The sequence below is a fragment of the Paenibacillus sp. J31R30 genome (genome assembly GCF_059692115.1).
The window spans coordinates 1,307,381-1,330,617 of the sequence record NZ_JCAUAV010000002.1; the positions used below are offsets into that span (position 1 = coordinate 1,307,381).

The following is a 23,237-nucleotide window of genomic DNA, read 5'->3' on the forward strand; positions in this document are numbered from 1 at the left end:
GAGAGGACAATGGCTAAGCAGAAACAACTAAAATTAGGTGCTATTATTCATGGGGTTGGCGGTAATGTGTCAGGTTGGAGACACCCCGAGGCAATTACGGACGCCAGTGTGAATTTTGGGTTTTATAAACAACAGGCTCAGAAAGCCGAATCCGGTAAATTCGATCTTTTATTCATCGCGGATGGTTTATATATTACGGAAAAATCAATCCCCCACTTCCTCAATCGGTTTGAACCGATTACCATTTTATCTGCCTTGGCATCCGTCACTTCACACATTGGATTGGTGGGTACGTTATCGACTTCGTACAGTGAGCCGTTCACCGTGGCACGGCAATTTGCTTCCATCGATTTGATTAGTGATGGACGTTCCGGTTGGAACGTAGTTACCTCGCCACTGGAAGGTTCAGCCAAAAACTATAGCAAAGCGGAGCACCCGTCACATCCAGAGCGCTATCGGATCGCCAATGAATACTTGGAAGTGACACGCGGGCTATGGGATTCGTGGGAAGATGACGCGTTTGTACGTGATAAGGAGAGCGGCGTGTTTTTTGACCCGAGTAAGCTCCACACCTTGAACCACAAAGGTGAATATTTCTCCGTCCAGGGGCCGTTGAATATCGCTCGTTCAAGACAGGGGCAGCCGGTCATTTTCCAAGCGGGCGCGTCAGAAGATGGCCGAGCGTTTGCTGCGAAAGTGGCGGATGCGATTTTTGCAGGACATGAGTCGATTGAAGAAGCGAAAGCTTATTATGCTGATATCAAAAAGAGAGCCGCCTCCGAAGGACGTAATCCGGACGAAGTTGTTATTTTACCAGGCATAGCCCCGATTATCGGACTCACAGAAGAAGAAGCCGAGCGCAAATATCAAGAAGTCGCGAATCTCGTCACCATTGACAAAGCGCTGGATTACCTAGGCAGATTCTTCGAGCATCACGATTTCTCTCAATATCCGTTAGATGAGCCATTCCCCGATTTAGGTGAATTCGGCAGCAATAGCTTCCGCAGCGGAACCGACAAAATTAAGCAAACAGCAAAAGAAAAGAATCTAACGCTGCGCCAAGTAGCTTTGAATGTGGCTACGCCTCGTAACGAATTCACAGGCACGCCTGAATATGTTGCTGATCGTGTGCAAGCATGGTTCGAAGAAAATGCCGCAGATGGCTTTATTATCGCTGTGGCCTTGCCCAAAGGGTTGGACGACTTCGTTGATCACGTTGTGCCAATTCTGCAGGAGCGCGGACTGTATAGAACTGAGTACGAAGCAGATACACTTCGCGGGAATCTCGGCATTCCGGTTCCGGCGAATCGGTATACGAAGGTGAATGTGTAGGGGATAGCAATTATTTGTGAGACTGTTCATACTTGGCTGAAACAGCCAGTGGACAGTCTTTTTATATTTCGTCAGTTCTTTTCAACTGAAACCATCTTCTCGAAACAAGGTCGCTCATTAGTGTCCAAAGCAAGTCTAGTCACTCACCGCACAAAGTAAGACTACAGCACCGCCATCCTATCTAGTTATCAATTTTCTGTGGTACCTACAATAAAAATTGTGGATTCAGCAGTATCACTTCTAATATTACTATGGTCAAAAAAGAGAGGTTGGAGATAAACTTTTTGAATCCTTGCAGATATCACAGAATACGGCTTTTGTTGAGATTGTGGGTCGAACGAAGGAGATCGTGTAAATCATTGGGTTCCGTTTCTAGTAGTGAACTATTTCATTAACGATCCGAAGTAAGTCGATTCTCCCCCTCCCATCCTATCTAGCTACACTAATTTCTATGGTATCTACAATAAAATTGAGGCTTCAGAAGTAGTTCCATTATAGAGCTGAATAACTACGTTCATGAGCGAGAACAGGTATCTTCTTTTTTTCAATGCTTTAGTCAAGTTCCTCACCTTCGCGCATATACTGTGTTAGATTCTTATCTTTCTGCTTGTTCGATAAGTCATGTGATGCCCTGAAAGCGATTCCGTATCGACATTTACGTGACAAATTTCACAATGATGACAGGCTCTCACCAGCCAGTTGTGAAAACATGCAAGCCAGTCCCCGCAGAAATAGGAGGGTGCAGAGATGCTGCATATTGTTGTTTGTATTAAACAAGTTCCGGATTCTAGAGAAATTCGCATTGATCCCAAGAATAATACGCTCATTCGTCAAGGTGTCCCCAGCATTGTGAATTTCTATGATATGCATGGCTTGGAAGAGGCGCTGCGCATTAAGGATGAGCAAGGTGCACGCATTACGGTTGTCACGATGGGGCCGCCACCCGCTGAAAAAGGGCTCAAAGAATGTATCTCCCTAGGCGCCGATGATGCTGTATTGGTGACGGATCGTGGTTTTGCAGGAGCGGACACGCTAGCTACCTCGTACGTTGTCGCGCGAACGATACGCAAAATTGCGGAAACTTGGGGGCCGGTGGATATCGTTTTCTGCGGCAAACAAACGTTGGATGGCGATACGGGACAAGTTGGTCCGGGCGTAGCGTGTCGATTGGATTTGGAACAACTTACCTATGTGAACAAAGTCGTGAAGGTCGATGAAGAAAATCGCAAAGTACGCGTTCACCGGCTTTTGGAGGATGGCATAGAGGTTGTGGAGACAAGCATGCCAGTTCTGATCACGGCGCTGAAAGAGCTGAATAAAGTAAGGCGGGCGTCGCTGCCAGGTATGATTCGAGCAGCCCGTTATAAGCCTACCGTTTGGACAACGGCTGATTTCCCAGATTTGGAGCGGGCAAAGATTGGTCTTAAAGGCTCACCAACGATCGTTGCCAAAACATGGGTGCCAGAAGTCAAAGCGGTGAAAACGCAAATGATCTCTTTTGATAGTCCAGAAACTGCGGCTGCTCAGCTAGCCGACCAGCTCCTGACGAAAGACATGCAGACCCTGTTGGATTGGGCTTGATAGATAGGAACGGAGGATGACACGATGGCAAAAGAAACGGAACAGATAGATCCATCGATGCCGGATTGGTCGGCGTATCGAGGGGTTTTGATCGTTGTTGAGCAGCGCGAAGGCATTGCGAAAAAGGTGTCTTGGCAGCTGCTGGGCGAAGGCAAGAAGCTGGCAGCGAAGCTGGAAGCGCCGCTCATGGCGCTCGTCATCGGCGAGAATGTCGCACATCTCGCCGATGAAGCCGTGGCATACGGCGCGGACAGGGTTTACCTCTGCGAAGCCGCAGAGCTTCGCGATTATAGGACCCGGCCATACAGCCGGGTCTGCTTGAAGCTGATCGAGGATGCGAAGCCCGAGATCGTGCTGTTCGGCGCGACAGCGACGGGCCGCGACCTGGCAGGTGCGATCGCAACGCACCTGCCGACGGGGTTGACGGCCGACACGACGCAGCTCGACGTGGAGCCGCCGCCGTCAAGGCTGCTGCTGGCCAGCCGGCCGGCTTTCTCCGAGAAGATGATGGCTACCATCCTCTGCAAGCAGTACCGGCCGCAGATGGCGACAGCGCGTGCCGGTGTGTTTCAGGCGCTGCCTAAGGATGCCGCGCGCCAAGGTGAAATCATTCGCATTGAGGCCACGATGCGTGAGGAAGAGATTGACGCGCAGGTGCTCGAATTCCTGCGCGAAACAGGCAAGCTGAATCTCGAGGACTGCGAGATTATCGTTGCAGGGGGCCGCGGCTTAGGCGGGCCCGAGGCTTTCAAGCTGCTCGCCGAGCTAGCGGATGCGCTCGGCGGTGTCGTTGGCGCGTCCCGCGCCGCCGTTGATGCTGGCTGGATCAGCCATGAGCATCAAGTAGGGCAGACGGGCGCCACGGTGCGGCCGAAGCTCTACTTCGCCATCGGCATCTCTGGCGCGGTGCAGCATACAGTCGGCATGAGCCATGCCGATGTCGTTGTCGCGATCAACAAGGATGAGAAGGCGCCCATTTTCCAATTTGCCCATTACGGCCTTGTTGGCGATTTGTTCAAAATTGTCCCTGCCATCACGGAGGAATTCAGAAAGCGTCGAACGCTTTTCGGCATTCAATCGTCATCAGTGGCTGACACGCAAGCAGCGACGACCCCGGCTGCGGAAGTGACCACCTTCGCACGAGAGAGGAGTGAAGCGAAATGAACGAAAAATTCGACGCGATCGTCGTTGGCGGTGGTCCAGCCGGAGCTGCTGCGGCCTTAACGATGGCAAGAGCTGGCCTATCAGTTGTACTTCTCGAACGAGGCGAGTTTCCAGGTGCCAAAAACATTTTTGGAGGCGTCCTCTATCGCAAGCAAATTGAAGAGCTAGTTCCAGAGTTTTGGACAGAGAAAAACTTCCCGATGGAGCGTTACATTGTTGAGCAGCGGATTTGGATGATGGGCAAAGAGTCCATGGTCACATTCGGTCATCGCAACGAGGCTTACAAGGAGCCATTCAACTGCTTCACAGGTCTGCGAGTTAAGTTCGATCAGTGGTTCGCTGAAAAAGCCGTCGCGGCTGGGGCGATTCCAATTTACGAAACCGTTGCTCTAGACGTGATTCGGGAAGGCAACAAAGTTGTAGGTGTGCGAACTGACCGTGATGACGGTGATTTGTATGCCGACGTTGTCGTCATTGCCGATGGCGTGAACTCCTTGCTAGGCAAAGCGATGGGGATTCATAAGGAATGGATGCCAGATGAGGTGTCTTTGGCAGTAAAAGAAGTTATTGCGCTGCCCCGGGAGAAAATTGAGGATCGCTTCGGGCTTGAGGGAGACGAGGGGGTCACCATTGAATTCATGGGCGAAACTTCGCTTGGTATGGCGGGCATGGGCTTCCTGTACACGAATAAAGAAACGATCTCGTTAGGGGTCGGTGTGATGGTGAATCATTTGCGTGATAAAAAAGTGAAGCCATACGCTGTGCTTGATGCTGTCAAACAGCATCCAATGATTCGTAAGCTGATTCAAGGCGGGGAAACCAAAGAATATTCCGGTCATCTCATTCCAGAGGGCGGTTTTCACTCCATTCCTACCTTATCTGGTGATGGCTGGTGTGTGTGCGGCGATGCCGCGCAATTGATTAACTTTGTCCACCGGGAGGGGACAAATCTCGCGATGACCTCCGGTCGACTGGCAGGGGAGGCCATTATCGAAGCGAAGGCACGCGGGGATTTTTCAGCCCCGACCATGCATCTCTACGATAATAAAATCCGCGAATCCTTTGTTCACAAGGATTTACAGAAGTACAAAGGCATGCACCAATTTTTGAAAGAGCAGGATCCTGAATTATTGTTTGACAGGCTGCCTCGTGCTGTTAATGAAGCTGCCTATAACATGTTCCTCGTCGATGGTATTACGAAAGCTGAGAAGCAAAAAATGGCCATGAAGCTCATCAAAAATGCCGCTGGCGGCACTGTAAACTTGATGAAGCTGGGCTACAAGGGATGGAGGGCGATGAACGGATGAGCCAAAGTGATATTTCAGATAAACTGTTTACCATTCGTTACAAATGCGATGATAAATCCCACCTCGTGATCAAAGATAAACAAACTTGCTTGAACTGTGTGACCAAAGACTGCAATTATTTCTGTCCTTCCGATGTGTACGAGTGGGAAAAGAAACTCAAGATCACGACCGTTGCGTTTGAAAATTGCATTGAATGCGGCACATGTCGCATTGCGTGTCCTTCGTACAATATTGATTGGGTGTATCCGAAGGGCGGACACGGCATGACGTATAAGTACGGCTAAATGTAACATGTGGATGAAAATAGAGCCAAGACCGATCAATCAAAGGTCTTGGCTCTATTTTTTTGCAAAAAACGACATTTCTCCATATGTAGGTGTAGATTCTCCATAGTTTTGTTCCCTTCAGGAACCGATAATAGACGGTAGGAGGGATTATTAATGACCATTTCTTTTGAACAAGCAGAAGGTATCTTTCATTTACACAATAAGCACATGAGCTATGTGATTCAACTCGTTAACGCATCCTACCCAGCCCACGTATACTGGGGGCGTCCTATTCGGTCAGGCCAACTTAGTACGGTTATTCAATATACAGAACGCGCTTCTTTTAGTCCGAATCCAGTGAAGGAAAATAGAAAGATCTCTTTTGATACGTTACCACAGGAATATCCTGCATATGGGACAAGCGATTTTCGCGAGCCGGCGTATCAAGTTGCGCTTCCTAACGGTTCTACGATTACTGAGCTTGTCTATGACAAGCATCGTATTGTGCAAGGAAAGCTTGCACTGGAGGGCTTACCATCTACTTATGTAGAAGATGATCATGAAGCTGAAACGTTGGAAATTGAACTCGTAGATAAAGTTGCTGGTTTGCGAGCTATTCTGTCATATACGATTTTCGCCAATCATGCAGCGATCACACGTTCCGTTCGATTGGTTAACGAAGGCACGGCGGATCTCAAGCTGCTTCGCGCATTAAGTATGAGCGTCGATTATTCTCATGCAGATTGGGATTTGTTACAACTTTCAGGCAGTTGGGCGCGCGAGCGTCATATTGAAAGAAGAGCGTTAGCTCCTGGAAAATTGACGGTCGAAAGCCGCCGCGGGGCAAGCAGTCATCAGCATAACCCGTTCGTTGCTTTGCTCGCCAAAGATGCAAATGAAGATTATGGCGATGTGTATGGTTTTAATCTCGTTTATAGCGGTAACTTCGCAGCGTATGCGGAAGTAGATCCTTTTGCAACTGCACGTGTCTCTATCGGAATCAATCCGTTTGATTTCAGCTGGCTGTTAGAGCCAGGACAACAATTCCAAACACCGGAAGCTGTGATGGTGTACTCCAGTAACGGGCTTGGCGACATGTCCAGAACTTACCACCGCCTGTACCGTACGCGACTTTGCCGCGGTGAGTTCCGAGATCGTGTACGACCTGTCCTAGTCAACAACTGGGAAGCGACGTATTTCGATTTTAACGCGGATAAAATTGAGAGTATCGCTCGGGCTGGTAAAGAGCTGGGTATTGAGCTTTTCGTACTTGATGATGGTTGGTTTGGTAAAAGAAATGATGACACGACGTCACTGGGGGACTGGGTTGTCGACAAGGCGAAGCTTCCCGGCGGGCTTGAGGATTTGGTAGAGCGTGTGAACAAGCTTGGACTTGAATTTGGCCTATGGTTTGAGCCTGAAATGGTATCGCCTGAGAGTGATTTGTATCGGAAGCACCCCGACTGGTGCCTGCATGTGCCGGATCGTCGACGTACCGAAGGTCGTGGGCAGCTAATTCTTGATTTTTCACGTGAAGATGTATGTGATGGCGTGATGAGCATGCTGCGTAACATCTTAAGCAGTGCTCCGATCACGTATGTCAAGTGGGACATGAATCGGAATATGACCGAAATTGGCTCCGCTGCCTTGCCGCCTGAACGCCAAAGAGAGACGGCTCATCGTTATATGCTTGGCCTGTATCGCGTTATGGAAGCTATCACAACCGAATATCCGCACATCCTGTTTGAAAGCTGCTCAGGCGGCGGCGGCCGTTTCGACCCAGGCATTCTGCATTACATGCCGCAAACTTGGACGAGCGATAACACCGATGCCGTGTGCCGTCTGAAAATCCAATATGGGACTAGTATCGTGTACCCTGTTAGCTCCATGGGCTCGCATGTATCCGCGGTGCCTAATCATCAAGTTCATCGCATAACGTCCTTGGAAACCCGCGGGCATGTTGCGATGTCTGGTAACTTCGGCTATGAACTGGATCTGACGAAGTTCACCGACGAAGAGAAAGAGCTCGTCAAACGTCAAGTTGCCGACTACAAGCAAATTCGACCGCTTGTCCAATTTGGCGATATGTATCGCCTGTTGAGCCCGTTCGAGGGGAACGATACCGCATGGATGATTGTCTCCGAGGACAAGACACAGGCCATGGTCGTCTTCGTTCGCGTGCTTGCTGAACCTTATGCGCCGCTGAAAACATTGCGGCTCAAGGGACTTAACCCTGACTTCGATTATCAAATCGAAGGCTCAGAAGGGCTGTTCCCCGGCGATCATCTATTGTACGCCGGTCTTCCTGTCGCTGGTCTCCATGGCGACTTCCAAAGCAAGATTTGGCTGCTTGAGGCTAAGCAGCAGTAAACATATTCCCCCCATTACCCGTTCTCAGGGAAATGGGGGTGTTTTTTTCTCTTCTCGGAAGTCGCATTTCGGCGAAAATCATTTTCTGTAGTATCTACAACAACCGTTCTTGCAGATACCACAGAAAATCGATTCAGCCAAATATGTTATGGTGGAGAATAGCCCAAAATCGATTTTGCTCAACTTTCAGTGTAAGTAGATTCATTTTTCGGGAATTTTGCGCTATGATTAAGAAATTCATACCAATTTTATACATGTGAAGGGAGAGGAATCAAACATGCTGCAACGACCAAGTCATGACGAATATGCATCCTTCTATACCGGATATATTGGGGTGGTGCCCGAGGGGGATTGTGTAGCTATTTTGAACAGTCAAGAAGCTGTACTTGTTACTTTATTTTCACAGTTAAGTGAGGAACAGGCCCTATCTCGCTATGCGCCAGGAAAGTGGAGCCTGAAGGAGGTTCTCGCGCATATTACGGATACGGAGCGGATCATGAGCTACAGAATGCTACGCATTTCTCGCGGGGATACAACCGATCTGCCGGGCTTTGATCAGGATATTTTTATTGCGAATACATCCTTTGATGACGTTGCGCTGACGGATTTGATTCAAGACTTCCAAGCGGTTCGCAAATCTACGCTGACGTTGTTACCTACGATTACAGCGGAGGCATGGACTCGTACAGGCACAGCGAATACGTTCACTATTTCTGCACGCGCACTTGCTTATGTGATTGCCGGGCATGCTCAGCATCACTTGAACGTGGTTGAAGAGAAATACCTATGAAAAAAAGCCTGAAATCCACTGATGGATTTCAGGCTTTTTTTTAATAGAGTGATAGAGCTAACGAGTCACGTTCATTCAATGAATGAAGGATCGCTTCGCACCCGACGATTTCGATGCTAATAATGGAGTCCAAGCATTTCTTGAGCGTTGTTCTTCCTTTGGTTACTTTGGCCTCAAGTGCAGACTTCAGCAGATTGAATTTCTTTTTATTTTTCTCATCGGAGTATACGGGTACGGGTTTGTTATGAATCGTAATAAACATTTTCATGATTTCCACCATCCTAAGAATTGGATATAGTACTAGCATATCGGATTATTATTAATAGAACCTTAAAATAGTTTTACAATTTTAAGACAAATAAGAGATTGCTATGTATGTTCGTATATAGATAATACGAATCAGCGGCGGAATTTGTTTCATAGAATTAGTATGAATATTGAATATTGTGTGAATTTCATCAAAAAGTATGACTTATGTAATTTGCATATTTTGCCGATAGGTTTTGGGTGAAGTCCCAAAGCGCTGTTTGAATGCGCGATGAAAGTAGGGATAGGAGCCAAAACCGCAGCTTAACGCAATTTGCTCTAAGGACATGGAGCTGTCATGCATGCGCTCAACCGCACTGGATAAGCGCACTTCCATCGCATATTGGATCATCGTTTTACCAAAATATTCTTTGAACAAATGAACAGCTCTGGAGATACTAAGATCTACATGGTCTGCCACATCTTCGATTTTGAATGCGGCCGTTGCATGTGCTTCAATGAAGCGTTTCATCCGTGTGCCTGTGAATGGACGCCCCTGCAAGGAGACGGTTTCTGTCGCTGCTCGCTCGAGATAGAGGCATAGCGCTTGGAGCAGATAGCCGCTGAGCTCGGCATTCTCATCTTCCATTCTGCGCTTCTCCAGACTTAATTGCCGCCATAGCGAGATTAATCGCGGATCGAGGTCAATTCGCATACAGGTTGGTTTGTTGCTGCGTTTCCACCAGGCATCAATCCAGTCGCCTTTACAAAATAAGTAGTAATCCCCGCTGGCGATTTTGCCGTCAGTATGCTTAAGATCGTTCTCTATGCGCAGCTCGTAAGGATCTCCTGGCTTAAATAGGAGTAGGTGACCTGCTTCTATTGGGATCATCTGTCCGTCGACAAGCGCTTCGGAGGAACCTTCCGTTTGTAATCGAAAAAGATAAGATTGGAGACCAGATTTGGTACTCACATAAAACGGTTCCATATGAAAAGAATACCCACAAGTTAATAGTTCAGCTTTCATGTCGTTTCGCCTTTCGTAGCCAAATAAGAGATGTTTTAATTATATCGTGAATGGTCATAATAGGCTAATCTCGATTATACTAATGTTTAGTTACTAATATCGATTTCACTATGAGAAAAGAGGAGAACAAATGGGACGCTTAGGAATTGGTCTTCAATTGTACACATTGAGAGATGATATGGCACGTGATATGGAAGGTACACTTCGCCATGTTGCGAAGTTAGGATATGAAGGCGTGGAGTTTGCTGGCTATTATGATATGCCTGCTGACAAGCTAAAAGCGCTGCTTGATGAGCTTGGCTTGAAAGCTTTCGGAAGCCATGTTAGCTTACAGAAATTCCGTGAAAATTTTCAAGGTGAGATCGATTACTTGAAAACAATCGGTGCTACATATGCGATTTGTCCTTATGTTGCTGCTGAAGAGCGTGAGTCTGTTGAGCAATGGAAAGCGCTAATTGCTGAGTGCCAGGCACTCGCTGTTGAGACGCAAAAACAAGGCTTGCAGTTCCTTTATCACAACCATGACTTCGAATTCCATTTCAAAGTGGAAGATGAGTTTGTTTTCGATGCGATGTACGCGAATCAGGATGCGATTAAAGTTGAAATGGACGTTTGTTGGGTACAATTCGCAGGTCAAGACCCGCTTGCTTACATTGCCAAATATGCAGGTCGCCTTCCTTTGGTTCATTTCAAGGATTTCACGAAGGATGCTGACGGCAAATTGGTTACTTTGGAGCTGGGCTTAGGTGATGTTCCACTAGAAAAAGTTATTGTGGCTGCAGAGCAAGCTGGTGTCGAGTGGCTTGTGGTTGAACAGGATAACTGCCAGAAAGCACCTTTAACAAGCATTGAAAACAGCTTCAACTGGGTTAAAGAGCATTACCTAAACGTTCATAACTAATTCATTATTCATTCTTAGAAGCTGAAGGAGCATTTATCACATGAGTAAAATTAAAGTAGCCGTCATTGGCTGTGGTTCCATATCCAAGCATAGACATATCCCGGAATACGCTTCAAGCTCCAACGTTGAGCTCGTTGCTTTCGTAGATCCGATCATCGAAAGAGCGGAGCATTACGCACAGCTTCATGGTGGAAAAGCTTACAGCAACTATGTTGATATGTTGAAAGCTGAAAAGGTAGACGCAGTCAGCGTATGTACGCCGAATTATCTTCACGCAGAAATCTCCATCGCCGCGGCTAATGCTGGTGCGCATGTGCTAGTTGAGAAGCCGATGGCAACAACGGCAGCTGAATCCGAAGCCATGATTGAAGCTGCGAAGAAAAATGGCGTATTCTTGATGGTTGGTCACAACCAACGCTTGATGCCTCCGCACGTGAAAGCGAAAGAAATCTTGGAATCCGGTAAACTTGGGAAAGTGCTTACTTTCCGCACGTCCTTCGGTCACCCAGGTCCTGAGGGCTGGAGCGTGGATGGTCGCGAGAGCTGGTTCTTCCGCAAAGAAGAAGCCATTATGGGCGCAATGGGCGATCTTGGCGTTCACAAGTCTGACCTGATCCGTTGGTTGCTTGCTGACGAAGTTGCTCAAGTAGCCGCTTTCGTAGGTACCCTTCACAAAGATGGTACTGACGTTGATGATAATGCGACATGCTTGCTTCGTATGAAAAGCGGAGCTACAGGCTCACTTGTAGCAAGCTGGACGTACTACAAAGGCCAAGACAACTCCACTGTTCTTTGGTGTGAGAATGGTGTTATCAAAATCGATACAGATCCAAACGATCAAGTAATCGTTGAACTGCGTGACGGCACTGTTGAGCGTTATAAAGTGGGTCAAGTATCAACGAATGAAAAACAAGTAGCTAGCGGCGTTATCGATGAGTTCATTACTTCTATCTTAACTAATCAAGCGCCTCGCATTTCAGGTGAAGAGGGTTACCGCGCTCTGAAAGTTATCCTTGCAGCGTTCGAGTCCGAAACTACAGGTAAAATTATTAATCTATAAGGCATGGCAAGTTGCCTAAATTTAGCGAAGAAGCTCATCCCAAGAGGGTGAGCTTCTTTTTTGGCATGGAAAAGCCCCTTATTCTCAGAGCGAGAAAAAGGGGCTACACAGCTTGATTTTAACGTCCACCAATATCAATGGTTACAGAGTTTGACTTGCCAACAATCGTCTCTTTGGAGTCCTTCACATTTACCTGAATGTCCCAGAGTCCGGCTTTGAGTAAAGGCCCATCAACCAAGGCAGTAACGGTATGCTCATCTTTCCACGTTGTAACAAGTGGTTTGCCGTTTAAGGTAACATAACCAAGCGGTGGAAGATTCGTACCTTTTACCGTTATTGTTACATTGCTGCGCCCTGAAATATCTTGTGAATCTGATTCGACTTTATCTAACATAATTGGACCAAAACCAAGCATATATTTAGGATCAATAATCGGTGTTAGATAGTTTTTGTAAGCGTGCCGCTCTCCGAAAAGAATATCATATTGCAACGTTTCGTAATCTTTCAGATCTTCTTCTTTTATGTTCATTTCAGCAAAATGATCTTTTGGTGGAATAACAGGATACTTTTTAGCAAGTTCAGACAAGAAATTTGTATAATAATTGCCTTGTTGCTTGGATAATTCAATCAGATAAGGACCTAAGAAAGATGGGCTAATATTCAAATTATCTCTACGCTCCGTGTCAAAATTGTTCCACACGACCAGCGGTACGCTATACATTTTTTTCAAGAAATCAGGGTCATCTTTGCCGCTAATATATTTGGTATCAATATACGTCGCGTAATCATCGCCAAGGGCTGGAAGGTGGTCTCCCCAGAAGGCAATAATCGTAGGCTCTCCTTTTTTCTCGTAGTATTCCACGAGTTCTTTCAACATATTATCGGACCCGTTAATACCTTGTGCAAGTGTTTCAAGCATCCCAATCGAAGATGGGGAAAAGTTGCCCGTTACATCAAAGGTGTTTTTAGGGAACTTGCCAGGGTAGAAATGGAAGTGATTCTCCATCGTATTCGCAAAGACGAAATCAGATCCTGCACTTTGCTCAGTCGCGTGTATAATGTTAGCTGCAACCTCGCTATCTGCGATATAAGGACCGGAATAGGTCGGTTTGAAATATTCGATCGGAATATATTTACTAAAGCCGAAGTCTTGATAAATTTTATTACTGTTGAAATACCAATTATAAAAAGGGCTAATAGCTGTTGACGTGTAGCCCTGACGCGCATAAATACTTGCTAATGAATCGACTTCATTTGAAATATATTGATTATAAGCAATAGATCCTTGTGGTAAGAACCGCATCGAGTTCCCCGTAAGAACCTCGAATTCAACATTGGCTGTTCCGCCGCCATATTGTGGCGAAAGCATCGATCCGCTCGTACCCGTCTTCTGCAGTTTGTGGAAGAAAGGAATCGGATCTTTACTGAACTTTGCACCAGGGATAACAGTAGGATCCCAGAATGCCTCGCTTAAAATGACAATAACGTTCGGTTTAATTGGTGAATCCCCAGCTTTAATAGGAGGCTTGGGTGAAGCATTCACAATGGCCTCAACCGCTTTATCATCATAGCCTTCACGGTTATCAGAGAACATGGCTCTAGTATTTAACACCGTTGCAAGCGCGTAACCATTTGTTTTGGTGTTCTGAACTTGATTCCATACGGCTGCTTCGATCCCAAACCACTTCTGAACAGGTAGGGGCAGGTCAGTGTAAACCGCCAAAAACATCAATAAACCAATTCCAGCGAGAATCCCTCGTTCTTTTAAGGCTACTTTTTTAATAAACATGGTTGTACGGTAGAGGATGAAGTAACTGCCGACAAGAAACAGGAGTATGACAGATAATACATTAAAGGTCAAAATGTTGGATAAATACTTCACCATATCGGAGGCTTCGCCAGCCACAACTAAGTCCCAAGGTGTTAGAGGCACTCCTAAAATTTTGAGCTTAACGCCGCTAATGAGGGCTAGGATGATGAGAAATCCGGCAATTACCCAATAAGCGATTCGCGTACGCCCTATGATTGCAATAAAGATCAATAGAAGGCTTACTACGATCCATTCATTGAAAAGGAGTTCGAGAACATGCTTGAAGCTCCAAGTCATCATTTCAATATAGTTCCCGCGGCTCAAAATCTCCATGATCAGAACAGGAATTACTGCAAGAAGTAATAAGGGCAGTCTTGGCCGAATGACCAATAACAATCGTTCAATGTGTTGTTTCATAGGTTCTCCTGTTTACAATAAGTTAATAGTCCTTGAACATCTGATATTATACCATGCCTTTCGACATTATTCGATGGTATCTCTATGAAAAAAAAGATCGTTTACAGAGGAAATTGGTGGTTATATCAAGAATACTTATAAAGAGAAGATAAGATAGGAGGGGACTCAATTATGGCAAGAGAACAAATGCAGCTAAAGAGAGAAGCAGTCATGCAGCTTCAACATCGAAAAATGACAAAAAGTGCGTTTTTTCGACGTGGATTGTTCTTGTTTATTGGGGCAGTGTTAATGTCAGTAGGGTTAGAAATCTTCTTAGTCCCTAACCGAATTATTGATGGAGGCATTACGGGGATTTCAATTATTTTATCGTATTTGACACATGTCCAAATCGGTGTGTTCTTGACATTATTAAATATTCCTTTCTTATTCATCGGGTATAAATTAATTGGTAAAACCTTTGCTCTATCTACGCTCTTTGCTATTGTGGTGATGTCGGTAGGTACTTACTTGCTGCATCCTGTAAAAGAGCTTACGAACGATCCCTTGTTAGCTGCGGTCTTTGGCGGAATTATCCTCGGCATTGGCGTCGGGATGGTCATACGGTTTGGAGGTTCATTGGACGGAACCGAGATTATTGCGATTCTTGTTTCGAAGAAACTTCCATTTTCCGTCGGCGAGATCGTCATGTTTTTCAACCTGTTCATTCTCGGAAGTGCAGGGTTTGTCTACACGTGGGACCGAGCGATGTATTCCTTAATTGCTTATTTTATTGCTTATAAAATGATTGATGTCACCATCGAAGGCTTTGACGAGTCGAAATCCGTGTGGATTATTAGCGACAACTTTAGAGAGATCGGGGAAGCGATCCTGGATCGTTTGGGACGCGGCGTCACCTATCTAGAGGGAGAGGGAGGCTTCTCCGGTGATAACAAGAAAGTCATCTTCTGTGTGATTACGCGGCTGGAAGAAGCCAAGCTGAAATCCATTGTCGATGGAATGGATCCCAAAGCCTTTCTGGCCGTTGGCAACATCCATGATGTCAAAGGCGGAAGATTTAAAAAACGAGATATCCACTAGTTGGATTTCTCGTTGTCATTTCCCTTTTCCTTGGGAGAAGGACCTCGCTCAAAAAAACCTAAATTTCTTAGCTGCTGAGCGGCATCTTTGCTGCTCGGGCTCCCTAGCTTTTTCAAAATATGACCCACATGAATTTTCACTGTTCGTAATGAGATGAAGAACCGATTCGCGATCTCGGTCTGGGTGTGTCCTTGATCAATCATATCAAGCACCTGAAGCTCTGTTGGGGTGATGAGGTCGCGTACCTCTTTGATTTTGAATTGCTGCTCCAACCGTTTGAGTCTGCGGAATTCTTCGCGCATCTGTTCTGCAACTGCAGCATTAATAGCGGATTGGCGCGCATGTGCCGCCCGAATAATGCCAGGGAGCTCCTCGAAACGCGACTTAATTTGGTAGTCGATTGCCCCTGCTTGAAAGGAGCGGAAAATAAAGTCTTTTTCCTCCATCGAGGTAAGCATAATAACTTTTGCTCCCCATAATAAAAAGGCTTGCTCCGCAAGTCCGATGCCAGCCGGTTCATTCTGAAGCATAATATCCATGAGAACGACATCAGCAGATGGTGCTGCATGTGTAAATAACGCACGAGCTTCATCTGCTGTAGATCGGCTCTCCACGACCGTTATATCCCCTTGACGATTCAAATAATCCGTTAGACCGCGGAGCCAATCAAGATCATCTTCCACGATAAGTATGCGAATTGCTTCCATCCGGAACTTCCTCTCTTCTGCTTGACTATCGCTGCTCCGGAAAAGTTAAATAGACACTTGTACCTTTACCCGGTTCCGAGCTGATTTCCAAGCTTCCTCCGTGTTTTTTCATAACGCTGTAACAATAAGCCAGACCGAGTCCGAAGTTATTCCGATTGCCTGTCTTGGTCGTATAGAACGGTTCAACAGCTTGTTTAAGGGTGGCTTTTTCCATCCCGATCCCCGTATCTTTGATTTCAAGTACGATATTTTTTTTACTCGAAAAAGCTTTAATGGATAGTTCGCCGCCGCTACTCATGGCTTCGATCGCATTCATCAGGATGTTTGTCAATGTCTCAGCAACCTGGATCTGATCAAGACGGAGTTCAAGGCTTTCTGGCAGCTCCATCTGAACTTGAATCGTGCTGAGCGATGCCTCAAGAGGCTCAATGACATCCAGAATCAATTGACGTACATTTACTTGTGAAACACGCAAAGGAAGCTCCTGTGTTTGTTCATGTACGCGGCTGATCATATCTTGGATGTGTCTGGATGCTTTCATCACCACATGAATGTCCTGAATGAGCTCGGTTTGCTGCGTGTTTTCGGCGTGCTGCTTCATTTTTTCCAAGAATAAACGCATTTTTCCTACATCGTTCTTGATCGCGTGATTAAGAATAGCAGTTCCGGATGTAATCGCGCGGAGCGTGGAATCCAATTTGCGGCGCTCAATGAGCAGCCGAATGCCGAGAAATCCGTATTTGAAAAACGTAAATACAAAAAAAGGGACCACGAATGCCAAAATCCACACGTGATAGATCCACAATCGGTAGAATCCAAAGCTGGGCATGACATAATTGAGAACGCCAACACAAAGGATAGGCGGAAGTAGGGCAAGACAGGTGAACAAATGAGTTCGTTTCATCGCTGGGAGATGCTCTTTTTTAAGAACAATCAAAATGGAACCAATGAGAATGTAGGGGAAGGCCCAAGTTGCGACAACACGAAAATCTATGGGCATTTCTTCGGTATATCCCGGCAGCAAGAGCAGACAAGCGATAGGTGGTATCAGCAATCCAAGTGGCAACCAGGTTCGCAGGAGAGGCTTTTGCCAAGTTGTATGATAGGCCAAGGATAACATCGCGAATGAGTAAGGCAGGCCATAATAGGAAAGCAATGAGCAGATGCCCATAATGCGATAAAATAAAGCACTCAGCGACGGATTTGGTGCGGTTGTTTGGAAATAAGGGATAACATCCGCCGATATGACGGCTGCTAAGGCCCCTGATCCGCCAGTAAAAGCGACTGCGCTCATCCAGCGCATCGTACGGGAAGTAGGGTCTACAATAAGAAGACCTGATGCGATGAACCATAGTGCAAAAAGGACAAAAAGCATGTGTTCCTCCGTCATTCGAGTCGATAAGATACTACTATTGTGGCATGAGGTAATCGTTTGCACAAGAGTTTCCTTACTAATAAATGGGAGGATTAAGGCATCATTTCTCGAATTGTTTGTTTAGGAAAGGAGTGAAGCCATATCGAAGTGAAGAAGAGAAAAGAATTCCCCATCCTCCGGATTGTGGGCAAAGTCCTGTTGACCCTCATTTTCATCATCGTCATCACTGTCATTCTTTCTATAGCCGCAGCTGTGTTGGCAGTGAGGCTTAATCCGGAGTTAATTGTAAGCATGGAGGCAGTCACAAGTAATCCCTTTTTCATTAAGGCGTCCTTATGGGCGCAGATTGCAGGCTTTATTAGTGGTGTTTATCTTGCTTTTTATTTATTTGAGAGGAAAAAAGGTTGGTCTCTAGGCCTGCATACCGTAAAGTTTGGTCGTCGTGCAGGAGAGGGCCTCGCCTGGGGCGGCGCGTTAATTACTATAAGCAGTGTAGGGATTTGGCTGTTCGGTGGCATCCAGATTGTAGATGTTGAATGGAATCTGGCAAAAGGGCTGGAGATTGGCGCAAGCTTTCTTCTCTTTATTGGCGTAGCGATCAATGAGGAATTATTTGCTCGCGGTTATTTACAAGGCCTTGTAAAGCATCGTTTCGGACCCAAAGTGGCGGTTGGGGTATCTACCATTTTTTTCGCGCTGCTGCATAGCTTTAATCCTGGGATGTGGACGACGGTATTTCCCTTTATCAATATTTTGTTAGCAGGTCTCTTGATGGGATTATGCCGCGAGTATACGGGAAGTCTATGGATGCCCGTGGGTCTGCATTTAGCCTGGAATTTCATGCAAGGGTGTCTATTTGGCTTTGATGTTTCAGGCATGCCGATGTCATCGCTATTAACGACCGAAACGAAAGGCCCCATTATTATTTCAGGCGGCGCGTTCGGGGCAGAAGGAAGCTTAATTACGAGTGTTATTCTTGTACTTGGCATTATAATGCTTTATAACTATTATCAAACACAAAATCGTTTCAATCGAACAAGCCATGTCGCGATTCGTCACGACAACTACTAAGGGGGATTCATCTTTGAGCCAGTACGAACTCATACATAGTGAATGGGAAGGGGAGTCGACGCTAAGACTCGTCGACCACCAAGCAGAAGCCGTGGCCGAAATTATTCCGGCCGTCGGTCTGCACCTGTTCCGCTTCGATGTGCGGAACCACAGCTACATCGCGAAGCCTTCCGCCTTGGCGGAGCTTCGCGTCAATTCCTCGCGCTACGGCGTGCCCATTCTGTTCCCGCCGGGGCGCGTCAAGAACGCGGCGTTCACCTTCGGTGGCCGCGAATACCGGCTCCCGGCGAATCGGGAGCCTGATCACGCCCACGGCCAGCTGCGCGAGCGGCCGTGGAAGGTCGTCGCCAGCGGCGCAGACGCGGCTGGCGGGGCTTATGTCTCCGCGGAGTTTGACATCGCGGAGACCCCGGACATGCTGGCGTATTTCCCACACGCCGCATGCTTCCGCTTCACGTACCGTTTGAAGGACGGTACGCTGTCGCTCAGCGGTGAAATAGCCAACCGAGGCGGCGATTCCATGCCGCTGTCGCTTGGCTTTCACCCGTACTTCGCGTTCGCGGAGGGCGAGGCTGACCGCGTGCGGGTAACCATTCCCGCGGCGGCAGAATGGCCGCTAACCGCGGGTGGGTTTGCGGCAGGCGAGCCTGTGCCGACAGCGCTCACAGCGGCCTTACAGAAGGGCGCGAGCGTCTCTTCGCTACCTGGCTACCCTGGCGGCTCCCAGATGCTCAGCATCGCGCCAGGGCCGCAAGTATGCGAGCTAGATTATGAAGCTCGCGGTACGAAGCTGATCTTTGAGATGGGAGATAAGTTTCCGGTTCATGTGCTGTTTACAGCCCCATGGTCGCAAGCCGTCTCCCTAGAGCCTTACACAAGCATCATGAACGTGTTTAATGAATCATATTCACCCGAGCTCTCTGGGGCACTAGCCCTAGAGGCGGGAGCTACCTTTGCCTTCAACTGGGCCATTCATATTAAAACAAAGTAAGCTGTCACCAAGGTTCATAACCAATGCCAGTTCTCGAATAGCCTTGATAAGCATGTTGATGCAGCTGTCTAATTAACCCTTCCATTTCAGCAGATTTAACCAATGCGCCTCTTCTGCCGGTGTTATAAAGATTAAAATCTACAACACCTTGGAGGAAATGAAAATGTTCACCATTAGCTAAAGCAATTGGCGGTCCAGTCACGCCATAAAAAGCATGATAATGCCCATACTTAATCCCAGAAATACCTTGGTATTGATGAACATGCTGATCATAAGAGGTCCCGTTCACACTGAAAGTGTACAGCCGCAAAAGATGATGGTGTCCTAATTCATCCGAAGTCACCGTTGTGAAGAAATGAACATGAGCGGGTGGAATGATCATCACCACACAAAAAGCCCCCTAAGAATAGGATATCCTTCATCCTATTCATAGGGGGCTTTTGTCATGACGTTGGCATCGGATAAAGATTGGATTGACCGATCTTCATCTTTTTATCATCATAAACACGCACTTCGACTTGATGCGGTTCATCTGCTTTTATTTCAGGATTCACTGTCAAATCAACATATAAAGTATCTTTACCATCGAAATTAGATTTCACTTCCTGCCCATCAACGTACACATTACAGGAGGAGAAAAAGGGAGTCCCTTTTACCAAAATTTTATTGTCAACTCGTGTGACCTTCGAAATCACAGGATCACCGTATCCAAGTATGTACGCAGGTTGAACGATCGTATCCTTATATCCTTTGGCTTCATAGGCATAACGACCTCCAAAGAGAATGTCATACTGCAACTTCTCATAACCTGCGAGATCGCTCTCCTGAATATTATATTTGGCCCACATATCTTGCGGAGGAATAACAGGTATTTTCTTAGATAAATCATACAAATAGTCCGTATAATAACTGCCCTTTACACCAGCTAATTTCAATAACATCGGTCCTAAGAAAGAGGGGCTAGATGTCAGATTCAGCTTCTCCTTATCGGCAGGCACAAAATTGTTCCAGATCACAAAAGGCGTGTAATGCGTCTTCGTGTACAGATCTGGGTCATTAGGCAGCACATAGTTGGCATCGCGGTAAACTTTATAATCCTCCTCGAAAAAGGGGAAGTGATCCCCGAAAAACAAGATAATCGTTGGCTCCGACTTTTTGGAATAATAATCAACGAGATCTTGCAGGGCCTGATCTGTCGCGGTGATACCTTGTGCGTAAGTTTCCAAAATGCTCTTCGACTCTGCTGAAATATTCCCAGTAACCTGAATCGTATTCTTGCTGAACTTATTAGCAGGATAAGGATGATGATTTTCCATCGTATTGGCAAAAACAAAGTCAGGTCCAACACTTTTTTCGGTTTCCTCAATAATTTTGTTAACAACAGCACGATCTGCATAATTCGGACCTGAGAAATCATTTGGGAAATATTCACTCGATATAAATCTCGAAAAACCAAGATGCTTATATACCTTTCTGCTATCAAAAAAATAACTGAAGAAAGGATTTATCGCAGTTGCTGTGTATCCTTGTCTTGTTGTAATACTCGCTAAGGAATCGACACCATGATTCATATATTCAATATAAGGGATGACTTTATCCGGTGACTTCCCAAAAAAACGCATCGAATTCCCCGACAAAACCTCAAACTCAACATTAGCTGTGCTTCCGCCGAATTGTGGAGAAAGCATCTTGCCGCTTGTGTACTTTTGTTGTAGTGCATGCAAATGCGGAATAGGGTCGCGGCTGAAAGTGACATTTTTCATCTGCGTTGGATCGAAGAATGACTCACCTAGCATGACAATAATATTCGGCTTTTTCTCACTCGCAGCAGGTTTCTCAGGGATTTGCTCCAGTAGGTTTGTGATGGCTTTTTTACTATAACCATCGGGCTTCGCCACTTTCAAAAAGTTCAACATCTGCACCGAAGAATACAAATAACCATTCTCATCATAAGTAATCGTTTGGTCCCATGGAACCGTGTACACCCCGTATAGTTTTGTGAAAGCAATGGGCTTATCCGTATACAAACTCGTTGCCAGCACAATAGCAATAACGCCATAAATACTGCGCTCGATCCAGTTAAACCTCATTGTTTGTTTGCGCAAAATGAGATGAAACAGACAAGCCACAACAACAAGAAATAGAAGGCTATAACCAAGAATAGAGTTAGTTAAATATTCGCTCAAAAACTTTTTATACTCCATGAGTTGGTTATTAAAATATAGATCCCATGGATAATAAGGCGCGCCAATCGCCTTTAACTTACTGCCGCTAATCGCGCCTAGAGGCAACAACATGGCACAAAGGAGCCAAAACGACAGCCTAACACGACCAGACACCGCGATAAGAAACAAATACAAAGCGCCAACAACGAAATAAGCAAGCACCATAGCTAAAGGATAAGTCGTAATCCAATGATGAAGCTCCTTATATGAGCCTCTTTCCAAATATTCAACCATATACATCAAAACAAAAGGAAGAATCACAATCATTGCGCGAGTAGGCAACTGCTTGAGCGCCTTAAGTAAAGTAGTCATTTGTAAAACTCCTATTTATCAGCTTAAAAAAACCGACTCTCCACGTCGGAGATGTCGGGCGTTATTTTAGTTCAAGCTTCGCTTGAACCCTCTGCACTAATTTGCTCAAGTGCTTGAATGAACGTAGCAGCTGGTTGAGCACCTGTTAAAGCATACTTGCGGTTAATAACGAAAAACGGGACGCCAGTAACACCAGCTTGACTAGCAAATTCAAGATCATCCTCAACCTGCTCCAAGCCTTCTTTGGCATTAAGTCGCGTGAGCGTTTGCTGCGGATCCATACCCAAGAGCCCTGCAGCTTCAAGTAGGAATTCCACATTACCAATATCTTGTCCATCCTCAAAATAAGCTTTAAACAAGTCGTCAATAAGCTGCTTTTTGACTTCATCAGGTGCGATCGCAATGAGCTGATGCGCTTTTAACGTATTCGGCATTTTCTCAACCTGAGAAAAATCAAAATGTAAACCTGATGCTTTTCCTGCCTGAGTCACTTGCTCAAGCATACCTTGTAACTTGCTCTCATCCGCACGAAACTTATTGCGCATAAGCGTCTCAAAATGCTCACCCTCAATTGGTGTCGAAGGATCAAGCTGATATGCACGGTAACGAATCTCAACAGGTTCAGCAGTAAACTGTTCAAGGGCATCCATCAAATTCTTTTTACCGATGCGGCACCAAGGACACACTAAATCCTGAAATATCTCAATCATCATATCGAATAAACTCCTTCAATCCAAAATTAAAATAAAAAAATGTCCAAAATCCTCGAATCATCTCCATTAAACATTATAACCCAAACCTGATCATTGTCACCATGAAGTGACCTGCCGACAAACAAGTCACCTGAGACACGTAACCCACCGGACAATTCGCGCCACTTGAACCTCCTAACACACAATCACATGAGCCATTTGAGTCAACGGAGTACCTAGCATGCACCCACCTGCGCATTGAGCCCTTAGAACAGCCTGAGCCACATAAACCCGCCAAACCTGCCTGAATTCCTAGTCTGCTACTACGGCCAAGGCGACCGAAACTACCCGAACACCGAACTACCCGAACTACCTGGAACCACCTGAACAACCTGGAGCCATCCGACCCGAACCCGAACCCGAACCCGAACCCGAACCCGAACCCGAACCCGAACCCGAACCCGAACCCGAACCCGAACCCGAACCCGAACCCGAACCCGAACCCGAACCCGAACC

General features: G+C 46.3%; 20 protein-coding genes. 12 read left to right on the plus strand and 8 right to left on the minus strand.

The features are described from left to right. Positions 1–9 precede the first annotated feature (9 nt). From AC58QO_RS11435 to AC58QO_RS11465, 7 genes are all read left to right on the plus strand, one after another. Positions 10–1,332 (plus strand): LLM class flavin-dependent oxidoreductase, encoded by a 1,323-nt coding sequence (locus AC58QO_RS11435; RefSeq protein ID WP_497265413.1) that lies wholly within the window; start codon positions 10–12, stop codon positions 1,330–1,332. Between the two features lie 747 nt (positions 1,333–2,079). Further along, positions 2,080–2,913: an electron transfer flavoprotein subunit beta/FixA family protein gene (locus AC58QO_RS11440; RefSeq protein ID WP_497265414.1), complete on the plus strand. Its 834-nt coding sequence runs from the start codon at positions 2,080–2,082 to the stop codon at positions 2,911–2,913. Between the two features lie 24 nt (positions 2,914–2,937). After that, a complete protein-coding gene (locus AC58QO_RS11445) occupies positions 2,938–4,077 on the plus strand; it encodes an electron transfer flavoprotein subunit alpha/FixB family protein (RefSeq protein WP_497265415.1) in 1,140 nt (379 codons plus the stop codon). Then, positions 4,074–5,384, plus strand: coding sequence for an FAD-dependent oxidoreductase (locus AC58QO_RS11450; RefSeq protein WP_497265416.1), 1,311 nt, complete (start codon positions 4,074–4,076; stop codon positions 5,382–5,384). The genes AC58QO_RS11445 and AC58QO_RS11450 overlap by 4 nt, the downstream gene beginning before the upstream one ends. After that, the gene (locus AC58QO_RS11455; protein ID WP_028554142.1) at positions 5,381–5,668 is read left to right on the plus strand and encodes a ferredoxin family protein; all 288 of its coding nucleotides are present in this window, start codon (positions 5,381–5,383) and stop codon (positions 5,666–5,668) included. The genes AC58QO_RS11450 and AC58QO_RS11455 overlap by 4 nt, the downstream gene beginning before the upstream one ends. A 156-nt stretch (positions 5,669–5,824) precedes the next feature. Beyond that, positions 5,825–8,020, plus strand: a complete 2,196-nt coding sequence (locus AC58QO_RS11460) for an alpha-galactosidase (RefSeq protein WP_497265417.1) — start codon at positions 5,825–5,827, stop codon at positions 8,018–8,020. 277 nt (positions 8,021–8,297) lie between these two features. Beyond that, the gene (locus AC58QO_RS11465; protein ID WP_497265418.1) at positions 8,298–8,810 is read left to right on the plus strand and encodes a DinB family protein; all 513 of its coding nucleotides are present in this window, start codon (positions 8,298–8,300) and stop codon (positions 8,808–8,810) included. A gap of 40 nt (positions 8,811–8,850) precedes the next feature. Here AC58QO_RS11465 and AC58QO_RS11470 read toward each other — a convergent pair whose 3' ends face one another. Beyond that, positions 8,851–9,078, minus strand: coding sequence for a 3-dehydroquinate dehydratase (locus AC58QO_RS11470; protein ID WP_497240401.1), 228 nt, complete (start codon positions 9,076–9,078; stop codon positions 8,851–8,853). Between the two features lie 204 nt (positions 9,079–9,282). After that, on the minus strand, positions 9,283–10,083 hold the full coding sequence (locus AC58QO_RS11475) for a helix-turn-helix domain-containing protein (RefSeq protein ID WP_497265419.1): 801 nt from the start codon (positions 10,081–10,083) through the stop codon (positions 9,283–9,285). A 130-nt stretch (positions 10,084–10,213) separates the two neighbouring features. On the opposite strand from AC58QO_RS11475, the gene AC58QO_RS11480 reads away from it, so the two are divergent. Beyond that, positions 10,214–10,984, plus strand: a complete 771-nt coding sequence (locus AC58QO_RS11480) for a sugar phosphate isomerase/epimerase family protein (RefSeq protein ID WP_497265420.1) — start codon at positions 10,214–10,216, stop codon at positions 10,982–10,984. A gap of 40 nt (positions 10,985–11,024) precedes the next feature. Beyond that, positions 11,025–12,044 (plus strand): Gfo/Idh/MocA family protein, encoded by a 1,020-nt coding sequence (locus AC58QO_RS11485; RefSeq protein WP_497265421.1) that lies wholly within the window; start codon positions 11,025–11,027, stop codon positions 12,042–12,044. Positions 12,045–12,162: 118 nt separating this feature from the next. On the opposite strand, the gene AC58QO_RS11490 is transcribed toward AC58QO_RS11485, so the two are convergent. Next, positions 12,163–14,271 (minus strand): LTA synthase family protein, encoded by a 2,109-nt coding sequence (locus tag AC58QO_RS11490; protein ID WP_497265422.1) that lies wholly within the window; start codon positions 14,269–14,271, stop codon positions 12,163–12,165. Positions 14,272–14,502: 231 nt separating this feature from the next. Between AC58QO_RS11490 and AC58QO_RS11495 the strand changes: the two genes are divergently transcribed. After that, complete coding sequence (locus tag AC58QO_RS11495; RefSeq protein ID WP_497265504.1) at positions 14,503–15,348, plus strand: YitT family protein; 846 nt, start codon at positions 14,503–14,505, stop codon at positions 15,346–15,348. Here the strand turns inward: AC58QO_RS11495 and AC58QO_RS11500 are convergent. Both AC58QO_RS11500 and AC58QO_RS11505 read right to left on the minus strand, forming a co-directional pair. Next, the gene (locus AC58QO_RS11500) at positions 15,345–16,055 is read right to left on the minus strand and encodes a LuxR C-terminal-related transcriptional regulator (RefSeq protein ID WP_497265423.1); all 711 of its coding nucleotides are present in this window, start codon (positions 16,053–16,055) and stop codon (positions 15,345–15,347) included. The genes AC58QO_RS11495 and AC58QO_RS11500 overlap by 4 nt on opposite strands. A 25-nt stretch (positions 16,056–16,080) precedes the next feature. Then, the gene (locus tag AC58QO_RS11505) at positions 16,081–17,430 is read right to left on the minus strand and encodes an ATP-binding protein (RefSeq protein WP_497265424.1); all 1,350 of its coding nucleotides are present in this window, start codon (positions 17,428–17,430) and stop codon (positions 16,081–16,083) included. Positions 17,431–17,577: 147 nt separating this feature from the next. On the opposite strand from AC58QO_RS11505, the gene AC58QO_RS11510 reads away from it, so the two are divergent. Together AC58QO_RS11510 and AC58QO_RS11515 are read left to right on the plus strand one after the other, a co-directional pair. Beyond that, the gene (locus AC58QO_RS11510; protein ID WP_497265425.1) at positions 17,578–18,501 is read left to right on the plus strand and encodes a CPBP family intramembrane glutamic endopeptidase; all 924 of its coding nucleotides are present in this window, start codon (positions 17,578–17,580) and stop codon (positions 18,499–18,501) included. Beyond that, positions 18,473–19,492, plus strand: coding sequence for an aldose 1-epimerase (locus AC58QO_RS11515; RefSeq protein WP_497265426.1), 1,020 nt, complete (start codon positions 18,473–18,475; stop codon positions 19,490–19,492). The genes AC58QO_RS11510 and AC58QO_RS11515 overlap by 29 nt, the downstream gene beginning before the upstream one ends. Positions 19,493–19,496: 4 nt before the next feature. Here the strand turns inward: AC58QO_RS11515 and AC58QO_RS11520 are convergent, their stop codons facing one another. From AC58QO_RS11520 to AC58QO_RS11530, 3 genes are all read right to left on the minus strand, one after another. Further along, positions 19,497–19,874, minus strand: coding sequence for a YmaF family protein (locus tag AC58QO_RS11520; RefSeq protein WP_497265506.1), 378 nt, complete (start codon positions 19,872–19,874; stop codon positions 19,497–19,499). Positions 19,875–19,935: 61 nt separating this feature from the next. Next, complete coding sequence (locus AC58QO_RS11525) at positions 19,936–22,029, minus strand: LTA synthase family protein (protein ID WP_497265427.1); 2,094 nt, start codon at positions 22,027–22,029, stop codon at positions 19,936–19,938. Between the two features lie 71 nt (positions 22,030–22,100). Continuing rightward, entirely contained in the window at positions 22,101–22,742 is a 642-nt protein-coding gene (locus tag AC58QO_RS11530; protein ID WP_497265428.1) for a DsbA family oxidoreductase, read from the minus strand. Between the last annotated feature and the right edge of the window lie 495 nt (positions 22,743–23,237).

Excerpts from the sequence above, each read along its gene's own strand:
- AC58QO_RS11435 (WP_497265413.1), top strand. The coding sequence starts at position 10 with ATGGCTAAGCAGAAACAACTAAAATTAGGTGCTATTATTCATGGGGTT.
- AC58QO_RS11440 (WP_497265414.1), top strand. The coding sequence starts at position 2,080 with ATGCTGCATATTGTTGTTTGTATTAAACAAGTTCCGGATTCTAGAGAA.
- AC58QO_RS11445 (WP_497265415.1), top strand. The coding sequence starts at position 2,938 with ATGGCAAAAGAAACGGAACAGATAGATCCATCGATGCCGGATTGGTCG.
- AC58QO_RS11450 (WP_497265416.1), top strand. The coding sequence starts at position 4,074 with ATGAACGAAAAATTCGACGCGATCGTCGTTGGCGGTGGTCCAGCCGGA.
- AC58QO_RS11455 (WP_028554142.1), top strand. The coding sequence starts at position 5,381 with ATGAGCCAAAGTGATATTTCAGATAAACTGTTTACCATTCGTTACAAA.
- AC58QO_RS11460 (WP_497265417.1), top strand. The coding sequence starts at position 5,825 with ATGACCATTTCTTTTGAACAAGCAGAAGGTATCTTTCATTTACACAAT.
- AC58QO_RS11465 (WP_497265418.1), top strand. The coding sequence starts at position 8,298 with ATGCTGCAACGACCAAGTCATGACGAATATGCATCCTTCTATACCGGA.
- AC58QO_RS11470 (WP_497240401.1), bottom strand. The coding sequence starts at position 9,078 with ATGAAAATGTTTATTACGATTCATAACAAACCCGTACCCGTATACTCC.
- AC58QO_RS11475 (WP_497265419.1), bottom strand. The coding sequence starts at position 10,083 with ATGAAAGCTGAACTATTAACTTGTGGGTATTCTTTTCATATGGAACCG.
- AC58QO_RS11480 (WP_497265420.1), top strand. The coding sequence starts at position 10,214 with ATGGGACGCTTAGGAATTGGTCTTCAATTGTACACATTGAGAGATGAT.
- AC58QO_RS11485 (WP_497265421.1), top strand. The coding sequence starts at position 11,025 with ATGAGTAAAATTAAAGTAGCCGTCATTGGCTGTGGTTCCATATCCAAG.
- AC58QO_RS11490 (WP_497265422.1), bottom strand. The coding sequence starts at position 14,271 with ATGAAACAACACATTGAACGATTGTTATTGGTCATTCGGCCAAGACTG.
- AC58QO_RS11495 (WP_497265504.1), top strand. The coding sequence starts at position 14,503 with ATGACAAAAAGTGCGTTTTTTCGACGTGGATTGTTCTTGTTTATTGGG.
- AC58QO_RS11500 (WP_497265423.1), bottom strand. The coding sequence starts at position 16,055 with ATGGAAGCAATTCGCATACTTATCGTGGAAGATGATCTTGATTGGCTC.
- AC58QO_RS11505 (WP_497265424.1), bottom strand. The coding sequence starts at position 17,430 with ATGCTTTTTGTCCTTTTTGCACTATGGTTCATCGCATCAGGTCTTCTT.
- AC58QO_RS11515 (WP_497265426.1), top strand. The coding sequence starts at position 18,473 with ATGTCGCGATTCGTCACGACAACTACTAAGGGGGATTCATCTTTGAGC.
- AC58QO_RS11520 (WP_497265506.1), bottom strand. The coding sequence starts at position 19,874 with ATGATCATTCCACCCGCTCATGTTCATTTCTTCACAACGGTGACTTCG.
- AC58QO_RS11525 (WP_497265427.1), bottom strand. The coding sequence starts at position 22,029 with ATGACTACTTTACTTAAGGCGCTCAAGCAGTTGCCTACTCGCGCAATG.
- AC58QO_RS11530 (WP_497265428.1), bottom strand. The coding sequence starts at position 22,742 with ATGATGATTGAGATATTTCAGGATTTAGTGTGTCCTTGGTGCCGCATC.